Source organism: Rathayibacter sp. PhB152 (assembly GCF_003751395.1).
GTDB lineage: Bacteria > Actinomycetota > Actinomycetes > Actinomycetales > Microbacteriaceae > Rathayibacter > Rathayibacter festucae.
This window is the reverse complement of sequence record NZ_RJUT01000001.1, coordinates 235418-255754: the sequence shown is the minus strand read 5'-3', so window position 1 is coordinate 255754 and position 20337 is coordinate 235418. Positions and strand designations below refer to the sequence as shown.

Here is a 20337-nt window from a genome sequence, read left to right as displayed (position 1 = left end):
GACTTCCCTCGTTGGCATGTAGCAGGATCCTATTGACCCAGGGCGACGCCTCGGGCCGTGCTCCCTGGTCCCTGCCTCTTGCACCACATGGGAGGCGCGACCCCTACCGCACCCGCCTTCTCCTTCTCCTCGGCCTCTCCGTCGGCGGCGCGTTCCCCGCCGTCGCGACGCCCACGCTCGTCGGCCACGTGGTCGGCACCATCGTCGCCCGGGGCTCCGTCGGTACGATCGGGCAGCTCGCCGTCGTCATGACGCTCGTCGCCGTGGCCGACGCCGGGGACTCGCTCGTCACGCGCTGGTCCTCGGCATGGATCGGGGAGGGCGTCATCCTCGATCTCCGCACACCCGTCTCCAACCACGCGCGGAAAATGCCGGTCGCGTGCTTCGTCCGCACCCGCACGGGCGCCCTCGTCAGCCGACTCAACAACGACGTCTTGGGCGCACCAAGCCATAACGGCAAGCTTGTTATCTGGCTCGAGTCGTGCGGCGGATCACGACTGTCGGGCTCTTCTCCTCCGTGGGGCTGCACATCATCGGACCCTCCGTCGTAGCCGCTCTGTCGCGACGATCCTCGCCGGACAAACAGTCGACACCATCGTCGACCGGGTCGAAACCCTCACGAAGTAGACGAGCGTCTTGAGGCTCACGACCGCACGGCGCCTCCTATGCTCGAGCGGGTGCATGCGCGATGACCTCATCGGCGGCACCTGAGGAGTAGGCAATGCCCGACGGTGAGATCCGGTACGAGACCAAGACGGTCACCACCATCCGAGGCCTTGAAAGCCGTTCGATCACTAAGTGGGAGAAGGAGGGCTGGGAGCTCGTCTCCCAGCAGGAGCAGCCGATGCTGCGGACGAGCCTCACCTTCCGACGCGTTAAGCCGAAGCCACCGTGGCTCCTCATCGGAGGAGTCGGAGGCGTCCTCGTGATCCTCGCGGCCGTCATCACCGTCGTGAGCCTGATCACGGGGGACGACGAGGAGCTTGCAGCTCCTTCAACGTCGCCTACGTCGGCCGCGCCCGCACAGACCCCGACTTCAGCTCCTACGCAGGCGCCAGCGGCAGTACCGACCGAGCCCGCCGACGTCTCCACCTATAACGGCGTGCCCTACGAGATCGTGTCGACGGACCGCGGTCAGAGCAATGCCGGTCTCACCCAGTACTGGATGTTCGCGGAAGGAGTCGAAGCGTCCACCACAGCCGGCCGCGATCAGATCAAAGCGATAGTCGACGACCTCGCGCGCGCCGAGGGATCCAGCTCGCTCTTCGTCGAAGTCGTCAGCGACAGGGACATCGCACTCGCAGAGTCGCCTTCGACGTACGAGGCCTTCATCGCGGAGCGCGGCTTGGACTACGCACAGAAGACGATCCCGGATATCGAGAAGACCGGATGGCTCGCCTCCTACGCCGGAGGCTTCGACTACGACACGGGAGAGGCGAGCGACTCCGCGTTCGAGATCACCTGGCTGGTCGCGTCGGATAACCCTGAGTTCGAGGTGTGGCAAGCAGCAGCGACGCGGTGACCGCGTCACTTCAGAACGTCTGCGCGTCGAAATCGACTGGTGCGATCGAAGTGGTGTCACGCGATCAGGGCTCGCGGCAAGGACTTAGAGCGAACGGGTGAGGGGTTCGCTTTGGTCCGCCCGGTTCAGCCCCGGTTCGCCGACGGCGGCTCAGGCCGAGCGCATGGCCACCCGGTGGGACCTTCTCCGCAGGGGAATGGCACCGTTCTGCACAGGAGCGGGGCGTAACGTGCTCATAGGTCGTGCGGACTGCAGCCCGCTGCGCCGTCTCGGTGGGCTAGGAGCGGTCGGGTGGGTCGATCAGCGTAGTGACCGCCTCGCGCGCAGCGCAGCGTGCATCGCGGCCGTCTACAGCTGCTCCACGCCGGGATCACCACGACGCCCCGAACACCTGACACAACTTCGGCATCCCCGTAGCTAGACCCCGTCCTTCGCCAGCCGAGCCGTCCCGTAGCGCAACTTTGCTCGTCGGCGGCGGCATAAATCCCGCCCCCTTCTCGCCCCCCCCCTGCACCGCAAGTAAGGACCTCACCACATGAGCATGGAAGGCGTCGCCTGGAGCTCCCTCTACCGGATCTCTTCCGCCCAGAGCGGCAAGCACGGCATCTCCCGCGAGTCCGTGCGCCGCATCATGACCTTCGCGGTCCCCTACCGCGCCCGTCTCCTCCTCTTCATCGGCCTGTCCGTCGTCGGTGCGTTCCTCGCTGTCGCGACGCCGGTGCTCGCCGGCCGGGTGGTCGACACGATCGTCGCCCGGGGTGCGGTCGGGACGATCGTGCAGCTCGCCGTGGTCATCGCCGTCGTGGCCGTGGCCGACGCCGGGGTCTCGCTCGTCACCCGCTGGTACTCGGCGCGGATCGGCGAGGGCGTCATCCTCGACCTGCGCACCGCCGTCTTCAATCACGTGCAGAAGATGCCGATCGCGTTCTTCACCCGCACCCGCACCGGCGCCCTGGTCAGCCGGCTCAACAACGACGTCATCGGCGCGCAGCAGGCCTTCAGCGGCACGCTCTCCGGCGTGGTCACGAACGTCGTGGCGCTGGTCCTCACCCTGATCGTCATGCTCAGCACGTCCTGGCTGGTCACCGTCCTCGCGGTGATCATGCTGCCGATCTTCCTCATCCCCGCGCGCCGGATGGGCAGCCGTCTCGCCGCGCTCCGCCGCGAGGCAGCCGACCACAACTCCGCGATGAGCACGCAGATGACCGAGCGCTTCTCGGCGCCCGGCGCCACCCTGGTCAAGCTGTTCGGCCGACCCGACGAGGAGGCGGAGGAGTTCCGCGTCCGGGCCGCCCGCGTCCGCGACATCGGGGTCCGGGCGGCGATGCTGCAGCTGGTCTTCGTCACCGCGCTGACGCTCGTCTCCGCGCTCGCCCTCGCGCTCGTCTACGGGCTCGGCGGCGTCCTCGCGCTCGGCGGGCAGCTGGACACCGGCGCGGTGGTCACCCTGGCCCTCCTCCTCACCCGCCTCTACGCACCGCTGACCAGCCTCGCGAACGCGCGCGTCGAGATCATGAGCGCGGTCGTCAGCTTCGAGCGCGTCTTCGAGGTGCTCGACCTGCAGCCGCTCATCCAGGAGAAGCCCGACGCGGGCACCGTCCCCGACGGCCCGGTGTCCGTCGAGTTCGACGACGTCCGCTTCGCCTACCCGTCCGCGGACAAGGTGTCCCTCGCCTCCCTCGAGGAGGTCGCCGTCCTCGACACCCGCGGCGGCGAGGAGGTGCTGCACGGCCTGTCCTTCCGGATCGAGCCGGGGCAGACCGTCGCGCTCGTCGGCACGTCCGGGGCCGGCAAGTCGACGATCGCGCAGCTGCTCTCACGCCTCTACGACGTCGACAGCGGCGCGGTGCGCCTGGCCGGCACCGACGTCCGAGACGTCACCTTCGCCTCGATGCGGCACACCCTGGGCATGGTGACGCAGGACGGCCACCTCTTCCACGAGACGATCCTGTCCAACCTGCGCCTCGCCCGGCCGGAGTCGACCGACGACGAGGTGTGGGACGCCCTCCGCCGCGCACGGCTCGAGCCGCTGATCCGCTCGCTGCCCGACCAGCTGGACACCCTCGTCGGCGAGCGCGGCTACCGCTTGTCCGGCGGCGAGCGCCAGCGGCTGACCATCGCGCGGCTCCTGCTCGCCCAGCCGCGTGTCGTCATCCTCGACGAGGCGACGGCGGCGCTCGACTCCACCTCAGAGGCCGCGGTGCAGGCGGCGCTCAGCGAGGCCCTCGAGGGCCGGACCGCGATGGTGATCGCCCACCGCCTCTCCACCATTCGCAGCGCCGACCTGATCCTCGTGATCGAGGACGGCACGATCGTCGAGCGCGGCACGCACGAGGAGCTGCTCGCCGCGGCGGGGCGCTACGAGGAGCTGCACCGCACGCAGTTCGCGGTGCAGAAGGACGTGGCGGCGGAGGAGGAGGCGCTCAGCGGGTCCTGACCCCGAGCCCTCTCACCAGCGGTCGGGGCAGTCGGGCGCTGTCCACCTCAGCGGCGCCTCCCTCTTCTCCTAAGGACCGTGCGTGCCCTATTCTCATTCTCAGGACGTGGCAAAACGTTTTGTCATCTCCTCGCGTGGCGACACCGCTCGCGACAGCACTCGATGAGGAGCACGCATGAAGACACCAGCCATCACTCGCCGGACGGTCCTCCAGGTGGCCGCCGGCATCACGGCCGTCGGCGCGGCCTGGGCGCAGCAGCCCGCCGCCGCCGCGGTCGAACCGGCGCTCGAGACCGCCGCCGGCCGCTACGTCATGGTGGGCCTGCTGTGAGCGGCACGAGGGACGACCTCAAGGTCGCCGCGGTCGACCTCGCGAAGGGCATCTTCGCCTCGAACGTCTACGACGTCACGCTCTGGAAGGTCCGCGGCAGCAGAGTCACGGCTCAGAGCGACCTCGGCGCCGTGATCAACGACATCATCGCCGACGTCAAGCGGAAGCAGCCGGACCCGGCGGACAAGCCCGGCGCCGTGGTCTACATCCCGCCGGGCAGCTACTCCCTCAAGACGCGGGTCGTCGTCGACGTCAGCTACCTCACGATCCGCGGGTCGGGGCACGGCTTCACCTCGCTCAGCATCCGCTACAACTCCGACACCGCGGCCTGGCAGGAGCTGAACCCGGGCGGGAGCCACGTCAAGGTCGAGAACACCGACGGCCACTCGGAGGCCTTCCTCGTCTCGCGCACCGGCGACCCGCGGCTGAGCTCGGTGACCTTCGAGAACTTCTGCCTGGACGGCGTCTCCTTCGGAGCCGATCAGAACTCGTACCGCAACGGCAAGGTCGGCATCCGCTTCGCCACGGCGACGGACGCGACGCGCGTGCGCGGCATGGGCATGGTCTATCTCGAGCGCGGCCTGATCGTCCAGGACGCCGATGCGCTCGACGTGTCGGGCAACTTCCTCGCGGAGTGCGGCAGCTGCATCGAGCTCGTCGGGTCCGGACAGGCCTCGAAGGTGGCCGACAACCACCTCGGAGCCGGGCCGATCGGCTTCTCGCTCTTCGCGGAGTCGCACAACGGGCTCCTGATCACCGGGAACAACGTGTTCCCCCGGGGCATCGACTCGGTGCACCTGAAGAACTGCTACCGCTCGGCGATCACCTCGAACCGGTTGCACTCCTTCTACCCGGGCATGATCACGCTCGAGGGCAACTGCAAGGAGAACCTGATCGGCTCCAACGTGCTCGAGCGGCAGGTCGAGACCTACGGGCCGTTCCTCGGAGTCGGGAACGGCCGGGACGACCTGTTCGGCGTCGTGCAGATCAACGGCGACGGCAACACGGTCACCGGGAACCACGTCTCGCTGATCGTGCCGCCCGAGCAGGTCGCCCCGGCCGGCGCGACGGCGGCCGTGTTCCGCGTGCAGTCCGGCGATCAGAATCAGATCGGCGTGAACCACGTGATCACCAACCTCGCCGTGCACACCGTCGTCCTCGACGCCGGCACGACGAACTCGCACGTGTTCGACAGCGGCACCGAGGCGCAGTTCAGCACGGCGAGCACCAGCTACGGCTTCCGTCCCACGCCCTGACCCCCCGACTCCCGGGGGGCGGAGGGGGCGCCGCGCGCGTCCCCCTCCGCCCCTCAGGTCCATCAGCACCACATGAATCACCCGCACCACCCGCACACACGAGAGCGAGACCCCATGCCCGGCGACAACCACTACGACGTCACGACCTGGCCCGTCGGCGATCCGACGCGGGACGTCGGCGAGGTGCTGAACAGCATCCTCGACGACATCCGGGCGCGGCAGACCGCCGCCCGCGAGCAGCAGGGCGAGCAGCAGGGCGGCAGGCCCGGCGCCGTGATCCACCTCCCGCCGGGCGACTACCCGCTGCGCACCCAGGTCGTCATCGACGTGAGCTTCCTGCGGATCCAGGGCGCCGGCCACGGCTTCACGTCGTCGAGCATCCGCTTCAACGTGCCCGAGGAGGAGTGGCCCGACCTGCACGAGCTGTGGCCGGGCGGCAGCCGCATCCAGGTGCTGCTGGACGGAGGCGCCACCGAGGAGGAGGGCGCCGCGTTCCTCGTCCGCCGCGAGGGCAGCCCGCGGATCAGCTCGGTGGAGTTCATCGACTTCTGCCTCGACGGTCTGCACTTCGAGGCCGACGGCTCGGACGCGCACCCCGAGAACACCTACGTGAACGGGCGCACCGGCATCCTGGTCACGAGCGCCAACGACTCGTTCCGCGTCACCGGGATGGGCTTCGTCTACCTCGAGCACGCGCTGACGATCCACCGCGCCGACGCGCTCTCCGTGCACGACAACTTCCTCGCCGAGTGCGGCAGCTGCATCGAGCTGCTCGGCTGGGGCCAGGCGTCGAAGGTCACCGACAACCTGCTCGGAGCGGGGCCGCGCGGACACTCGATCCGCGCCGAGAACCACGGCGGGCTGCTGATCACGGCGAACAACGTCTTCCCGCGCGGGGCGAGCAGCGTGCATCTGAGCGGAGTCACGCGCTCGAGTGTCGTCGCCAACCGCCTGCACTCCTTCTACCCCGGCATGGTGCTCCTCGACGAGGGCAGCTCCGAGAACCTCGTCTCCGCCAACCACCTGCTGCGCGACCACGAGCCGTGGACGCCGTTCCTCGGGATCGACAACGGGCTCGACGACGACTTCGGCCTTCTGCGGATCGATGGCAGCGACAACTCCGTGCTCGCCAACCACTTCTCCGAGGTCGTGGACGCGGGACTCGTCCGACCGGCGGGGGCGACGCCCGTGATCGTCCGGCTCGTCGGCGGCTCGGGCAATCAGGTCTCGGGCAACCACATGGTCGGCAAGGACGTCCGCGCCGCCTCGGGCGGATCCGCCTTCGAGGCGCAGGTGGACGCGCTGCTCTCGACCGCGACGTCGGACCGGCTGGAGCTCGTGACGGTCCTGATCGAGGCGGCGTCGACGCGCAACACGGTCCTCGATTCGGGGACCGAGGACGAGGTGGTCGCGGACCGGGCCGTGAACGCGGTGCGGGCCACGCCGTCGATCCCGGGCTGACGCGCGAAGGGGGGAGCCGTCGGATCGACGACTCCCCCCGCGCTCCGGCGATCGGTCCTGGTCAGACGATCCTGCGCCCGACGAGGTCGCCGCCTCGAGCGTGCACCCCGGTGACCGGCCGGATCGGCCCGCCCAGCACGCCGGCCGACGTCACCGCCTCCAGCACCGGTCCGTCCAGGACCACCGCGACGGCGCCTCCCGCGTGGGGTGCCGCCCACGGCTCACTGCCGTCGCGCTCGAGCACGATCTCCGAACCGGTCCAGACCAGCGCGGTCGCGGGAGCGAGGTCGAGCCGCTCCCCCGCGGCACCGGGTGTCCAGTCGAGGCGCACCGGCTCCGGGCCGAGCTCGTCGAGCGCGACGGGGTCCCCGCCCGCCCAGGCGGGGTGCGGCAGCAGGACGAGCCGGTCGTCGCGCACGGCGAGCAGGTGCGGCAGGCTCAGGGCGCTGCTCCAGCCCGCCTCGGCGTCGGCCACGTCGCGCATCCAGAACATCAGGCAGGGCCGGCCCTCGGCGTCCCGGAAGAAGGAGGGGGCGTAGTAGGAGTCGCCGAAGCTGAGCCGCCCCCAGTCGCGGGCCTGGAAGCGTCCGTCGGCGTAGTCGCCGATGCCGTACGCCGCGTAGTAGAGGACGTCGTCGTCCCAGACGGAGCTGATCAGCACGTGCCGGCCGTCGACCTCGACCACCTGCGGGCACTCCCAGAGCGCCCCCGTCCACACGGGTTCGCGCTCGGCGGAGGAGCGGCGCGCAGCCACCCCGTCCTCTTCCCACGAGTCGAGGTCGCTCGACGTGTAGGTGATCGCCAGCGCCTCGCCCGCCGAGGTGCCGGCGCCGATGAACATGCGCCAGCCGTCGCCCTCGCGGAGCACGAACGGATCGCGGAAGACGACCACGTCCGGGTCTGTCGGCGGCTCGACGAGCACGTCACCCTTCTCCCACTCGTCCCAGCTCGCATCGACCGGGCGAGCGACGCGGACCCTCCCCCGCGCGTAGTCCCCGGCGACGGTGGAGGTGTAGAGGATCCGGGCGCCGTCCTCGGCCACGACGAGGCTGCCCGTCCAGATCCCGCCGTCGCCGTCGCCGGGGGCGAGCGCGACGGGGCGGCGCTCCCAGTGCAGGAGGTCGGTGGCGACCGCGTGGCCCCAGTGGCAGTTCGGCGCCCACACCGTGCTCCCGGGGACGTACTGGTGGAAGAGGTGGTACCGGCCGTCGTGGAAGGTCACGCCGTGCGGGTCGTTGATCCAGCCGGTCTCGGCGGTGAAGTGGATCCGCGGACGGAGGACGGAGGAGCCGAGTCGCTCGACGGCGGCGGCGGAGGTCGTGGTCATGATTGTGACAATACGTTTTGGCAAAACGTATTGTCAATCGCGCGCTTTCGTTGCATGCTGTCGTCGTACGGTCGCACCGACCCGGCCGCACCCCCCTCCCGCAGTGCTTTCGATTGGAGCCGAAGTGATGTCGCTTCGCAGATCTTCCCCCCGACCCGCCCGCCGCCTCCTCGCGGTCGGCGCCGTCGCCCTCACCGCCACCACCGTCCTCGCGGGCTGCGGTGCGGGCGGCGGCACCGGCGCCTCCGGCGGCGCGGACAGCGTGACCGTCCTCGTCGAGGCCGGCGGCCACGGCGAGCTGCAGCCCATCGCCGACCAGTACACCGAGGAGACCGGCACCTCGATCGAGTTCGTCGAGCTCCCCTACGACGGGCTCTACAACCGCCTCAACAGCGAGTTCTCCTCGGGCAGCGTCTCGTTCGACGTCGCCGCGCTCGACGCGATCTGGCTGCCCGCGTTCGCCGGTGCCGTCACTCCGCTCGACGACCTCTACACCGACGAGGTCACGGCGGACCTGTTCCCGTCGCTCGTCTCCGAGGCGACCGTGGACGGCAGCAAGGTCGGGATGCCGGCCTGGACCAACTCCGAGATCCTCTACTACCGCTCCGACCTCTTCGAGGACCCGGCCCAGCAGGAGGCCTTCAAGGCCGAGTACGGCTACGACCTCGTGCCGCCCACCACCTGGCAGCAGTACACCGACGCCGCAGAGTTCTTCACCCAGGACACCGACGGCGACGGCACTCCGGACCTCTACGGCACTGACGTCAAGGGCGCGGTCGAGACGGAGTTCCTCGCCACGCTCTCGCAGACCGGCGAGACCACCATGGTCACCGGCACCGACGGGGACGTCTCGCTCGGCGACGAGAACAGCCGGAAGGCGCTCGACTTCTACACCAGCCTCCTGCCCTACGCCCCGCCCGGCGCCGCGCAGCTCGACTGGGCCGGCGCGCAGAACCTGTTCAACCAGGGCAAGACCGCGATGATGCGCTTCTGGGCGCACGCCTACCGGCAGATCCCGGCGGACGCGGCCGTGGCCGGGAACGTGGGCGTCGCCCCGATGATCGGCGGCGAGGCCGGCCCCGCCGGTGTCCCCGGCGCCTGGTATCTGTCGGTGGCGAAGGCGAGCGAGAAGCAGGAGAAGGCGCTCGACTTCGTGCAGTACGCCTTCGACCACAACGAGCTCAGCGCCGACACCAGTCTCGGTCTCGCCTCGCGCATCTCGGTGCTGGAGAAGTACTCCACCGTCGAGGGCTACGAGAACTACGGCCCGCTGCTCGAGACGCTCCAGGCGCCCGCCACGCTCCCCCGCCCCGCGGTGGCCGAGTGGCAGCAGATCGTCGACACCGTGCTCGTCCCGATGCTGCAGAAGTCCGTGGAGCCCGGCGCGGACAATGCCGCGCTGCTCGACGCCGCGCAGCAGCAGGTCGAGTCGCTGGTGGCCGAATGACCTCCGCCGTCGACGTGACCACGGCGCCCGGCGCCCGGTCGGGGGCCTCCCCCGCCGGGCGCCGGCCCCCGCGCCGCGCCCTCACCGACCGCCGCTTCGCCGCCCTGATGATGGTGCCGGCGGGCCTCTTCCTCGCCGTCTTCGTCGGCTGGCCGCTGCTGCAGTTCGTCGGCGACTCGTTCTTCGAGATCGACCCGATCGCCGGCAGCCGCGAGTTCGTCGGCCTCGGCAACTACCTCACCGCGTTCGGCTCGCCCGACTTCGTCAACGCCTCGTGGCGGACCCTGGTCTACACGATCGTGGTCGTGACGCTCGAGTTCGTCCTCGGCCTCGCCGTCGCCCTGCTGTTCACGGCGCTCGGCGACGCCTCGCGGGTGTTCCGCACGATCTTCCTGTACCCGCTGATGATCGCTCCGATCGTCGCCGGACTGCTCTGGCGCTTCCTCCTCATCGACAACTTCGGCATCGTCAACGAGGTCCTGAGCCGCGTCGGCATCCTGTCCTCGCCCGGTCAGATCGCCTGGCTGAGCGACCCGTCGATCGCCCTGTTCTCTGTCGCGATCCCCGACATCTGGCTCACCACCTCGTTCGTCACGCTGGTGCTCTTCGCCGGCCTGCAGAACATCCCGGGCGACGTGATCGAGGCCGCGCGCCTGGACGGCGCCCGCTACCCGTCGATCCTCTTCCGCATCGTCATCCCGCTGCTGCGACCGGTGATCGCGGTCGCGCTCATCCTGCGCGGGATCGACGCCGCCCGGGCGTTCGACGTCATCCTCATCCAGACCAACGGCGGACCTCAGCAGAGCACCGAGACGATGTCGCTGCTGATCTACCGCACCATGATCCGGTTCGGCGATCCGGGGCTCGCGAGCGCGATGGGCACGGTGTACCTCGTCGTGATGCTGGCCGTCGCCCTCGTCGCGATCCTCACGATCTGGCGACCCGGAGGAGAGAGCACCTCGTGAACGGACTCGAAGCCACCCGCGTCGGCCCCCGCGCGATCATCTGGATCGCGCTCGCCCTCGCCGTCGTCCTGTACGGATTCCCGTTCGTCTACATGCTGCTGACGTCGTTCAAGACGCCGCTCGAGACGATCGCCGTTCCCCCGCGGATCCTGCCCACGCAGTGGACGCTCGACAACTACGTGGCGGCCCTCAGCCGCGACGGAGTGGTCGCCTCCTTCATCAACAGCGTCGTGACCGCGGTCCTCAGCACCGCCGTCTCGCTGGTGCTCGCGATCCCGGCGGCCTACGCCGTGACCCGCTTCCGCACCCGCCTCGGCCGCGCCTTCATCGTGGGCGCGCTCGTGATGCGGATGGTGCCGCCGATCGTCATCGGCGCCCCGATGATCTCGATCTTCCGCACCCTCGGCATCGCGGACACCTCGCTCGCGCTGGCGATCGCGCACACGACGATCTCGCTCCCGCTCTCGATCTGGCTGATGTCGAGCTTCTTCGAGGCGGTCCCGGGCGAGCTCGAGGAGGCGGCGAAGATCGACGGCGCGTCGCGGCTCGGCGCCCTGTGGCGGGTCGTCATCCCGGTCACGGCCGGCGGAGTCGCGGTGACGGCGATCTTCGCGTTCCTCGCCTCCTGGAACGAGTTCCTCTTCGCGCTGCTGCTCACCGCGGTCCGCGCGCAGACGACGCCGATCGTGATCGCCAACTTCCAGACGCAGTTCGGCCTCGACTGGGGCGCGATGACCGCGCTGGCCGTGCTCTACTCGCTCCCCGTCATCCTGCTGACCCTCGTCCTGCAGCGGCACATCGTGGCCGGCCTCACCCTCGGGGCGGTCAAGGGATGAGCGGGCCTGCGGACGGTAGTGTCGAGCTCCGAGCGTGAGGGATGTGGGAGACGTGACCCCTAAGGCAGTCGGCATCCGCGACGTCGCTCGCGAGGCGGGCGTCTCCGTGACCACGGTCTCCCACATCCTCAACGACGTCGAGTCGGCGCGCGCGAGCGACGAGACCCGCGAGCGGGTCCGCGCCACCGCGGCTCGCCTCGGCTACGGCGCCAACCGCATCGCGCGCAGCCTCCGCCGCCAGCGCTCCGAGATGATCGGCTTGATCAGCGAGGAGATCGCGACCACCCCGCACGCCGGCCGCATCATCCTCGGCGCGCAGGAGGCCGCGCAGGCGCACGGGCTCACCCTCGTCGTGATCAACACGATGCGCGACTCCGGAGATCTCGGAGCCCCCATCCGGACCCTGATGGACAACCAGGTCGACGGCATCCTCTTCGCCACGATGTTCCACCGCGAGGTCTCGCTCCCGGAGTCGCTGCACGCGGTCCCGTCGGTGCTGATCGACGCGCGCGACACCGAGGGCCGCATCCCCTCCGCGGTGCCCGACGAGCTCAGCGGAGCGCGGGCGGCCGTCACCGAGCTCGTCGCCGCCGGTCACCGCCGCATCGGGTTCCTGACGAACCGGGACGATGTGCCCGCGACCCGGCTCCGCCTCCAGGCGTACCGCGAGGTGCTGACCGAGGCCGGGATCGAGATCGACGAGTCGCTCATCGTGGAGGAGATCTCGGAGAGCCCGGGCGGCTACCGCGCCGGCACCCGGCTCCTGGGTCGCGCCGACCGGCCGACCGCCCTGTTCTGCTACAACGACCGCATGGCGATGGGCGCCTACCGCGCCGCCGCCGAGCTGCACCTCGAGATCCCGCGCGATCTCTCCGTCGTCGGCTTCGACAATCAGGAGATCATCGCCGAGGGCCTCCACCCGCCGCTCACCACGGTCGCCCTCCCGCACTACGAGATGGGGGCCTGGGCGGTCGACACGCTCGTCCGGCTCATCGCGGGATCGGCGGAGGAGCTGCTCCTCGCCTCCCACCCGGTGCTGCTGCCCTGCCCGCTGGTCCGGCGCGAGTCCGTGCTGGCGCCGCAGGTCTGACACCCTCCCCTCCCCTCGGCCCCGCCCCGGGGCGCCGTCCGGCGCGCCCGCACTCTCCTGGAAAGGCGCCATGTCCTCCCACTCCGCCCGCCCCGTCCTCGTGCTCGGCGACGTCCTGATCGACGAGATGCGGGACCCCTCCGGCTCCGTCGACGTCCCCGGCGGCTCCGCGCTCAACGTCGCCGTCGGGCTCGCCGTCCTCGGGACTCCGGCCCTGCTGGCCGGCATGGTGGGCGACGACGACGCCGGACGCCTGCTTCGCGACCACCTGCGCAGCCACGGCGTCCCCCTGCTCGCGACTCCGGCGCCGCGGGGCACCGGCCGGGCGGTCTCGGACCGCACCGACGGCGAGCCCCGCTACTCCTTCTCCGCGGCCTCCCGCTCGCGCACCCTCGTCCCGACCGGCGAGCTGCGCGCCGCCGCCGCGCGCGCCGAGCTGATCGTCGTCAGCGGCTTCCCGTTCGACGACCCGGCCGAAGCGGCGACTCTCGACGCCCTGGTCCCCGCGGGCACTCCGCTGGCGATCGACGCGAATCCGAGGCCCGGGCTGCTGCACGACCGCGACGCCTTCGCCGAGGGCCTCCTCGCCGCGGCGTCGCGCGCGGCCCTCGTCAAGGTGGGCGCCGAGGACGCCGAGCTGGTCTTCGGGGCCGACCTCGCCTCGGTGACCGAGCTCCTCCTCGACGCCGGCGCCGGCGCGGTGCTCGAGACGGCGGGGGCCGAGGGAGCCGCGTACGTCCGTCGCGGGCACCGCGAGGCCGTCCCGGTCGCCGCTGCCGCTGGCCCGATCGTGGACACCATGGGGGCGGGAGACGCCGCCTTCGCCACCGCCGTCGCGGCGCTGGTCGCCGGTGCAGCCGATCCGCTCACCGTGCTGTCGCGGGCGATGGCGGTCGCCGCCGCGACCGTCCGCGCGCCCGGCGGCCTGCTGCGCCTGCCCGCGTGAGGGCGCAGTTCATGCTGGTCGAGTAGCCGCGCGGCGGTGTATCGAGACCCACCGTCACCCGTCGGCTGGTCTGCACACCCGCCCTCTGACGCTGGTGGATCTCGATACGCCCGCTCCGCGGGCTACTCGACGAGCATGGACCGCGACGGACGCACGAGGAGCCCTGCGTCAGCGGCTCTCGGCTCGGCCCCGCCCGTCCTCCTCCCCGCCTCCGGGCGGCCACTGCCCTATCGTTACCGCTAACACGGGATCAGGCGGCGGGGGACGAGCATGGCCGACAGGCAGCGCGCGGCGACCATCTACGACGTCGCCCGGGCGGCGGGGGTCTCGCATCAGACGGTGTCGCGGTTCCTGACGGGGACCGGCGGCATCCGCCCGGCGAACCGGGTCCGGGTCGAGGAGGCGCTGCGGACGCTGAACTACCGGACCAACGCCACCGCCCGCTCGCTCGCCACCCGGCGCACGCACCGCCTCGGGGCACTGGTGCACGAGCTGTCCGGGACCGGCCCGGGCAAGACGATGCAGGGGGCGAGCGACGCCGCCCGCCGGGCCGGCTACTCGCTGGACATCATCAGCCTCGACACCTCCGACGACGTCGAGCTCGCCGACGCTCTGGACGCGCTCGGCAGCCGGGACCTGGAGGGCATCCTCGCCACCGCGCCCACCGACGAGGTCGATGCGGCGCTGCGCACGCTCGATCTCCCGATCCCGATCCACATCGATCGCGGCGGCGAGCGGACGGACGGCTCGTCGGTGGTCGGCACGCGGCTCGCCGTCTCGCACCTGCTGGAGCTCGGCCACCAGCGCATCGCGCACCTCGCCGGCCCCGAGCGCTGGATCTCCGCGCAGGACCGCGCGCGCACCTACCAGCAGTGCATGGCCGAGGCGGCGCTGCCCACCCGTCCGCTCGTGCACGGCGACTGGTCCTCCCGCTCCGGCTACGCGGCCGCTCCGCAGCTCTTCGCGGAGGCCGGCGTCACGGCGGTCGTCGCGGCGAACGACCGGATGGCGCTCGGGCTGCTGCTCTGGCTGCACGACAACGGCCGGCGGATCCCCGAGGACGTCAGCGTCGTCGGCTTCGACGACATCGCCGAGGCGGAGTTCTTCCACCCGCCGCTGACGACCGTCCGCCAGGACTTCACGGCGATGGGCCGCGCCTCCGCGCTGGCGCTGATCGCCCTGGTCGAGGAGTCCGACCGGGCGGGCGCCGTCGACTACCCGGCGCCGGAGCTCGTCGTGCGCGCGTCGACCGCCCCTCCCGCCTGAGGGATCCGCGAGCCCGCGGAACCTCGACCGCGGACCCTCCGATCCCCGAATCGTGACCGGTAACGATTAATCCTTGCGGAGTCGCGGACGGCGCTCTACGGTGATCCTGTCGCACAGTTCGTTACCGGTAACGAAACCCGGATCCACGACGCGACGCGCCTTCTGCAGAGCAGCAGAGGATTCACGCAGGGATGAAGACACCGATGAGAACGACGAAGTTCCGCAGGCCGCTCGCGGCCGTGACCGCCCTCGCCGCCGCCGCCCTCCTGGCGGGCTGCACCGGCGCGACCAGCCCGGCCGCGACAGGCGACGCCGACGGCCCCGTCACCCTCGAGTACTGGTCGTGGGCCCCCAACATCGAGAAGATCGTCGACGTCTGGAACCAGGCGAACCCCGACATCCAGGTGGAGGTCAACACCTCGACCGGCGGCGCGGAGATCGTCGCGAAGCTCAGCGCGGCGAAGCAGGCCGGCACCCTGCCGGACCTCTCGAACACCACCTACGAGAACCTGCCGAACCTGATCACGAGCGAGATCGCCTCCGACGTCACCTCGATCATGGGCGACCGGGAGGCGGAGACGGCCGGCCCCGCCTGGGAGCTGACGACGTTCGACGACGTGAACTACGCCGTCCCGCAGGGCACCGCGCCGATGTTCCTCTACTACCGCACCGACATCTTCGAGGCCAACGGCCTGGCCGTCCCGACCACCTGGGACGAGTACGCCGACGCCGCCCGGGCCCTGCACGCCGCGGACCCGACGAAGTACCTCGCGACCTTCCCCGCGAACGACGCGCAGCTGTTCGCCGGGCTCAGCCAGCAGGCCGGCGCCGAGTGGTGGAGCCAGGAGGACGGCACCTGGACGGTCGCGATCGACGACCCCGCCTCGCAGAAGGTCGCCGACTACTGGCAGGGCCTGGTCGACGACGGCAGCCTCGCGACCTTCAAGACCTTCACTCCGGAGTGGCAGGCCGCGCTCGCCGACGGCACGCTGGCCAGCTGGCTCGGCGCGGTCTGGACTCCCCCGCTGCTGCAGAACAACGCGCCCGACACGATCGGGAAGTGGGCCGCGGTGCCGATCCCGCAGTGGACCCCGTCCGACCCGAGCTCGGGAGTCCTGGGCGGCAGCGGCACGATCGTGACCACCGGCTCCGACCACCCGGAGCAGGCGCGCGAGTTCGCGCTCTGGCTGAACACCTCGACCGAGGCCCTCGAGGCGTACATCGAGTACGCCAGCATCTGGCCCGCCGCGCTCTCCGGCCGCGAGCTGCCCGAGCTGCAGCAGGCCCCGGCGCTGCTGCCCGAGCAGACCGACTTCTACGCCACCGCCGACGAGATCGACCAGATGACGGCCTCGGTGACCTGGGGGCCGAACGTCTCGGTCGCCTACGACGCCTTCAACAACGCCTTCAGCGCCGCCGTCAACGAGAAGGGCAGCTTCGCGGAGGCGCTCGCGAGCGTGCAGGAGGCGACCGTCGCGGACCTCGAGAAGTCCGGCTACGACGTCGCCGGGCAGTGAGGCTCCCGTGACGACCACCGCCGCGCCCCGGACCGGGCGCCCCTCGACCCTCGCCCCGCGCGCGGCACCCTGGTTCTTCGTCGCCCCCGCGGTCCTGCTCGCCGTCGCGCTCCTCGCCCTCCCGCTGCTCTACACGGTCTGGCTCAGCTTCCGCGGCAACACCGTCAGCGGCAGCGGGCTGGGCGTGAAGAAGGAGACGTTCGTCGGCTTCGACAACTACGCGCGGACCCTGTCCGACCCCGCGCTCTGGGCCGGCTTCGGCCGGATGCTGACCTACGCGCTGCTCTCGGTGCCGGTCACGATGATCCTCGCGCTGGTGTTCGCGCTGCTGCTCGACAACCTCTCCACCCGCTTCGGCCGGTTCTCGCGGATCGCGATCTTCGTGCCCTACGCGGTGCCGGGCGTGATCGCCGCGCTGATGTGGGGGTTCCTCTACCTCCCGGGCGTCAGCCCCTTCGTCGACGCGGCGACCGCTCTGGGGCTGCCCGCTCCGGTCTTCCTCGGACCGGACTCGGTGTTCCTCTCGGTCGCGAACATCGCGATCTGGGGCTCGGTCGGCTTCAACATGGTGATCCTCTACACCTCGCTGCGCGGTCTGCCGTCCGAGATCTACGACGCCGCCCGCATCGACGGCTGCTCCGAGCGCCAGCTCGCGCTGCGCATCAAGCTGCCGCTGATCGTGCCGGGAGTGATCATGACCGGGCTCTTCTCCGTCATCGGGGCGCTGCAGGTCTTCTCGGAGCCGAACACGCTCGTGACGCTCACCACGGTGATCGGCTCGGACTGGGTGCCGATGATGCTGATCTACCGCGACGCCTTCGTGACCAACGACCTGTTCTCCGCTTCGGCGACCTCGGTCGTGGTCACCCTCCTCACCCTCATCGCCTCGCTCGGCCTGCTGCGGTTCCTGCAGTCGCGCGCCTTCGGAGAAGACTGATCATGACCGACACCCTCACGAAGCTCCCGCCCGTCCTCGAGGATCCGCGCCGGGCCGCGCAGTCGGTCCGCTCCCGCCGCCGGGGCCCCACGGTCACCCGGCCGCGGGCCGCGTTCTGGCCCACCGCGGTCCTGCTCGTCGGGGCCGTCTACTGTCTGCTGCCCGTGTTCTGGCTCTTCACGGCAGCGACCAAGCGCTCGGGCGAGCTGTTCACCACGTTCTCGCTCTGGCCGAGCTTCACCGGCGGGTTCCAGGAGAACTTCGGCCTGCTGCTCGGGGTCGGCAACGGCGCGTTCTGGTCCTGGTGCCTGAACAGCCTGATCTTCGCCGGCGGCGGCGGGCTGCTCGGCACCGCGGTCTCCGCTCTCGCCGGCTACGGCCTCGCGAAGTACTCCTTCCGCGGGAAGAAGCTCGTCTTCAACTTCCTGCTGATCGGCGTGCTCATCCCCGGGGTGATCCTCGCGATCCCGCAGTACCTGCTGCTCTCCTCCGTCGGGATCGCCGGCACCTACTGGTCGGTGCTGCTGCCGTGCATGATCAGCCCGTTCAGCATCTACCTCTGCCGCATCTACGCCACCGCGGTGGTGCCCACCGAGATGCTCGAGGCCGGGCGGATCGACGGGGCGAGCGAGTGGCGGATCTTCTCGCGGATCGCCGTCTACCCGATGGTGCCGGGTCTGATCACCGTGTTCCTGCTGCACTTCGTCGGCATCTGGAACAACTTCCTGCTCCCCTTCATCATGCTCTCGCGCACCGACATGTTCCCGCTGACGGTCGGCTTCTACTCGCTGATGAACCAGGGCAACGACCAGCCCAACACCTACAACGTCGTGATCATGGGCTGCCTCGTCTCGACCATCCCGCTGATCGCGCTCTTCCTCTTCCTGCAGCGCTACTGGCGCCTCGACCTCGTCAGCGGATCGCTCAAGGGCTGACCGCCCCGCCCCGCCGACCGCCCTGTCCGACCGCTTCTCCGCGCCGACCACCTCCCACACCGAAGGATCGACATGACCACCACCGAGACCGCCACCGCCCCGACGACGACCGGCAGCACCCTCCCCGACGGCGGCTGGCCCGTCATGCTCACCCCGTTCCGCGAGGACCGCTCGCTCGACTTCGAGCAGGTCGACGCCCTCACGGACTGGCTGATCGACAACGGCGCCGCCGGCATCTTCACCGTCGCGCTCTCCAGCGAGATGTACGACCTCACCGAGGAGGAGCGCCTCGCCCTCGCGACGCGGGTCGTCGCCCGCTCCGCCGGCCGCGTTCCGGTGGTCGCCTCCTCCGTCTCCTCGGGCACCCCGGAGGAGCAGGCCGCGTCCGCCGCCGCGATGGCCGCGACCGGGGTCGACGCGGTCGTCCTGATCTCCTCGCTGGTCGGCGGGCTCACCACCACCGAGGAGGAGTGGCGCGCGACGGTGCAGCACATCCTCGACACCGTGCCGGGGGTCGACTTCGGGATCTACGAGTGCCCGGTGCCGTTCAAGCGCCTGCCCTCGACCGAGAACGTCGCCTGGATGGCCGGGACCGGCCGCTTCGTCTTCTACAAGGACACCTCGCACTCGCTCGACACCATGCGGGAGCGGCTCGCCGCGATCGCGGGCACCCGGCTGAAGCTCTACAACGCGCAGATCTCCTCCCTCACCGACTCGCTCCGTGCGGGCGCCGCGGGCCTCAGCGGCTACGCCGCGAACATCTACCCGGAGCACGTGGCCTGGCTCTGCGAGCACTACGACGACGAGCCCGCCGAGACGGCCGTCGCCGTGCAGCGCCTGCTGACGGTCGCCGAGCACACGATCAACTCCCGCTACCCGACCTCGGCGAAGTACTACCTCCGGCACAGCTCGCGTCTGGCGATCGAGCCGATCAGCCGCTGGAAGCCCGAGGGCATCGGCGCGCACGAGGGCGCACCGCTGCTGGAGCTCGCCGCCTACATCCGCGACCTGCGCCTCCCCGGGGCGGCACGGGTCGACGGCGCCCGCTAGATGCTCGTCGGGGCGTACCCGTCGCTGCCGGAGCACGCGCGACGCGACGCGGCGGCCTTCGACGCCTTCCACGAGCGGATCGCGCTCGTCACCGGGTGCTCGGGGTTCGAGATCCCGTTCGGCAGCGCCTTCGTGCCCGACGAGGCGAAGCTGCTGCGGCTGCTGCGCCGCGGGGGGACGCACGTGCTCACCCTGCTGCCGGCGGTGCTCGAGCGCGGGATCGGGCTGGCGGATCCGGTCGAGGAGCGCCGGGCGACCGCGCTCGCCCTCGTGCGGCGGGCCGTCGCTGCCGCAGTATCGGTGAACGAGAGCGAGCGTCGCGCGGTCGTCGACGCGGTGCTGCTCCACTCGGCGCCGCGGACGACCCGCGGCTCCGCAGGGACGGCCCGGGCGGCGTTCTCGCGGAGTCTCGCCGAGATCGCCGGCTGGGACCCGCACGGCGTGCGGTTCGTGATCGAGCACTGCGACTCCTTCGAGGGACCGGACCCGGCGAAGGGCTTCCTCGACCTGCCGACCGAGCTCGAGCTCACCGCCCGCCACGGCCTCGGCACCGCGATCAACTGGGGCCGCTCCTACCTCGAGACCCGCCGCCTCGACGGCCCGCTCGAGCACGCCCGCGCCGCGCGCGACGCCGGCACCCTGGCGGTGCTCGGCGTCTCGGGAGTCAGCGACACGGCGACGACGCTCGGCCCCGCGTTCAGCGACAGCCACACCCCCGTCCGCACCGACGACACCGTCCCGAGCCTGCTCGATCCCGACACCCTGCAGCGCTTCCTCGGCGTGGCTCCCGGAGCGCGTGTCGTCACCAAGGTCGCGGGCGGCCCGCACGCACTCGCCGCCTCGGCCCACGCCGCCCGCCGGCCCTTCCCGCCGACCGAGCAGCCCCACAGGCTTCCCCTGCCGACCGAGCAGCCCCGCAGGCTTCCCCTGCCGGCCGACCAGCCCCGCAGGCCCCACATGCTGGTCGAGTAGCCCCGCAGGGGCGTATCGAGACCCACCGTCCCCGGCAGTTCC

At 70.9% G+C, this 20337-nt stretch carries 18 protein-coding genes; 17 read left to right on the top strand and 1 reads right to left on the bottom strand.

The window, feature by feature from the left end; all coding sequences use genetic code 11:
* Positions 1-11: 11 nt before the first annotated feature.
* From EDF36_RS01090 to EDF36_RS01070, 6 genes are all read left to right on the top strand, one after another.
* Positions 12-551, top strand: coding sequence for an ABC transporter transmembrane domain-containing protein (locus EDF36_RS01090; protein WP_123731546.1), 540 nt, complete (start codon positions 12-14; stop codon positions 549-551).
* A gap of 170 nt (positions 552-721) precedes the next feature.
* Positions 722-1522 (top strand): hypothetical protein, encoded by an 801-nt coding sequence (locus EDF36_RS01085; protein WP_123731545.1) that lies wholly within the window; start codon positions 722-724, stop codon positions 1520-1522.
* A 535-nt stretch (positions 1523-2057) separates the two neighbouring features.
* Positions 2058-3959 (top strand): ABC transporter ATP-binding protein, encoded by a 1902-nt coding sequence (locus EDF36_RS01080; RefSeq protein ID WP_123731544.1) that lies wholly within the window; start codon positions 2058-2060, stop codon positions 3957-3959.
* Between the two features lie 175 nt (positions 3960-4134).
* The gene (locus EDF36_RS21690; RefSeq protein ID WP_260300474.1) at positions 4135-4290 is read left to right on the top strand and encodes a hypothetical protein; all 156 of its coding nucleotides are present in this window, start codon (positions 4135-4137) and stop codon (positions 4288-4290) included.
* Positions 4287-5546 (top strand): NosD domain-containing protein, encoded by a 1260-nt coding sequence (locus EDF36_RS01075; protein WP_260300473.1) that lies wholly within the window; start codon positions 4287-4289, stop codon positions 5544-5546. Before EDF36_RS21690 ends, EDF36_RS01075 begins: the two co-directional genes overlap by 4 nt.
* 114 nt (positions 5547-5660) lie before the next feature.
* Complete coding sequence (locus tag EDF36_RS01070) at positions 5661-7007, top strand: NosD domain-containing protein (RefSeq protein ID WP_123731542.1); 1347 nt, start codon at positions 5661-5663, stop codon at positions 7005-7007.
* Positions 7008-7068: 61 nt separating this feature from the next.
* Here the strand turns inward: EDF36_RS01070 and EDF36_RS01065 are convergent, their stop codons facing one another.
* Positions 7069-8334 (bottom strand): glycoside hydrolase family 32 protein, encoded by a 1266-nt coding sequence (locus tag EDF36_RS01065; RefSeq protein WP_123731541.1) that lies wholly within the window; start codon positions 8332-8334, stop codon positions 7069-7071.
* Between the two features lie 127 nt (positions 8335-8461).
* On the opposite strand from EDF36_RS01065, the gene EDF36_RS01060 reads away from it, so the two are divergent.
* The 11 genes from EDF36_RS01060 to EDF36_RS01010 all read left to right on the top strand — a co-directional run bounded on the left by EDF36_RS01060 (position 8462) and on the right by EDF36_RS01010 (position 20295).
* Positions 8462-9781, top strand: a complete 1320-nt coding sequence (locus EDF36_RS01060) for an ABC transporter substrate-binding protein (RefSeq protein ID WP_123731540.1) — start codon at positions 8462-8464, stop codon at positions 9779-9781.
* 107 nt (positions 9782-9888) lie between these two features.
* Positions 9889-10746, top strand: coding sequence for a carbohydrate ABC transporter permease (locus EDF36_RS01055; RefSeq protein ID WP_260300504.1), 858 nt, complete (start codon positions 9889-9891; stop codon positions 10744-10746).
* Positions 10743-11582, top strand: coding sequence for a carbohydrate ABC transporter permease (locus EDF36_RS01050; RefSeq protein WP_123731538.1), 840 nt, complete (start codon positions 10743-10745; stop codon positions 11580-11582). Before EDF36_RS01055 ends, EDF36_RS01050 begins: the two co-directional genes overlap by 4 nt.
* Before the next feature lie 52 nt (positions 11583-11634).
* Positions 11635-12672, top strand: coding sequence for a LacI family DNA-binding transcriptional regulator (locus tag EDF36_RS01045; RefSeq protein ID WP_123731537.1), 1038 nt, complete (start codon positions 11635-11637; stop codon positions 12670-12672).
* Between the two features lie 70 nt (positions 12673-12742).
* Complete coding sequence (locus tag EDF36_RS01040) at positions 12743-13618, top strand: PfkB family carbohydrate kinase (protein ID WP_123731536.1); 876 nt, start codon at positions 12743-12745, stop codon at positions 13616-13618.
* 270 nt (positions 13619-13888) lie between these two features.
* Entirely contained in the window at positions 13889-14884 is a 996-nt protein-coding gene (locus EDF36_RS01035; protein WP_123731535.1) for a LacI family DNA-binding transcriptional regulator, read from the top strand.
* Between the two features lie 203 nt (positions 14885-15087).
* Positions 15088-16401: an ABC transporter substrate-binding protein gene (locus EDF36_RS01030; RefSeq protein ID WP_166649696.1), complete on the top strand. Its 1314-nt coding sequence runs from the start codon at positions 15088-15090 to the stop codon at positions 16399-16401.
* Positions 16402-16408: 7 nt separating this feature from the next.
* Positions 16409-17338, top strand: coding sequence for a carbohydrate ABC transporter permease (locus EDF36_RS01025; protein WP_123731534.1), 930 nt, complete (start codon positions 16409-16411; stop codon positions 17336-17338).
* 2 nt (positions 17339-17340) lie between these two features.
* Positions 17341-18273 carry a carbohydrate ABC transporter permease gene (locus tag EDF36_RS01020; RefSeq protein ID WP_123731533.1) on the top strand — a complete coding sequence of 311 codons (933 nt, stop codon included), beginning with the start codon at positions 17341-17343 and terminating at the stop codon, positions 18271-18273.
* 72 nt (positions 18274-18345) lie between these two features.
* Complete coding sequence (locus EDF36_RS01015; RefSeq protein ID WP_123731532.1) at positions 18346-19323, top strand: dihydrodipicolinate synthase family protein; 978 nt, start codon at positions 18346-18348, stop codon at positions 19321-19323.
* Positions 19324-20295, top strand: a complete 972-nt coding sequence (locus EDF36_RS01010) for a DUF4862 family protein (protein WP_123731531.1) — start codon at positions 19324-19326, stop codon at positions 20293-20295.
* Positions 20296-20337: the final 42 nt, after the last annotated feature.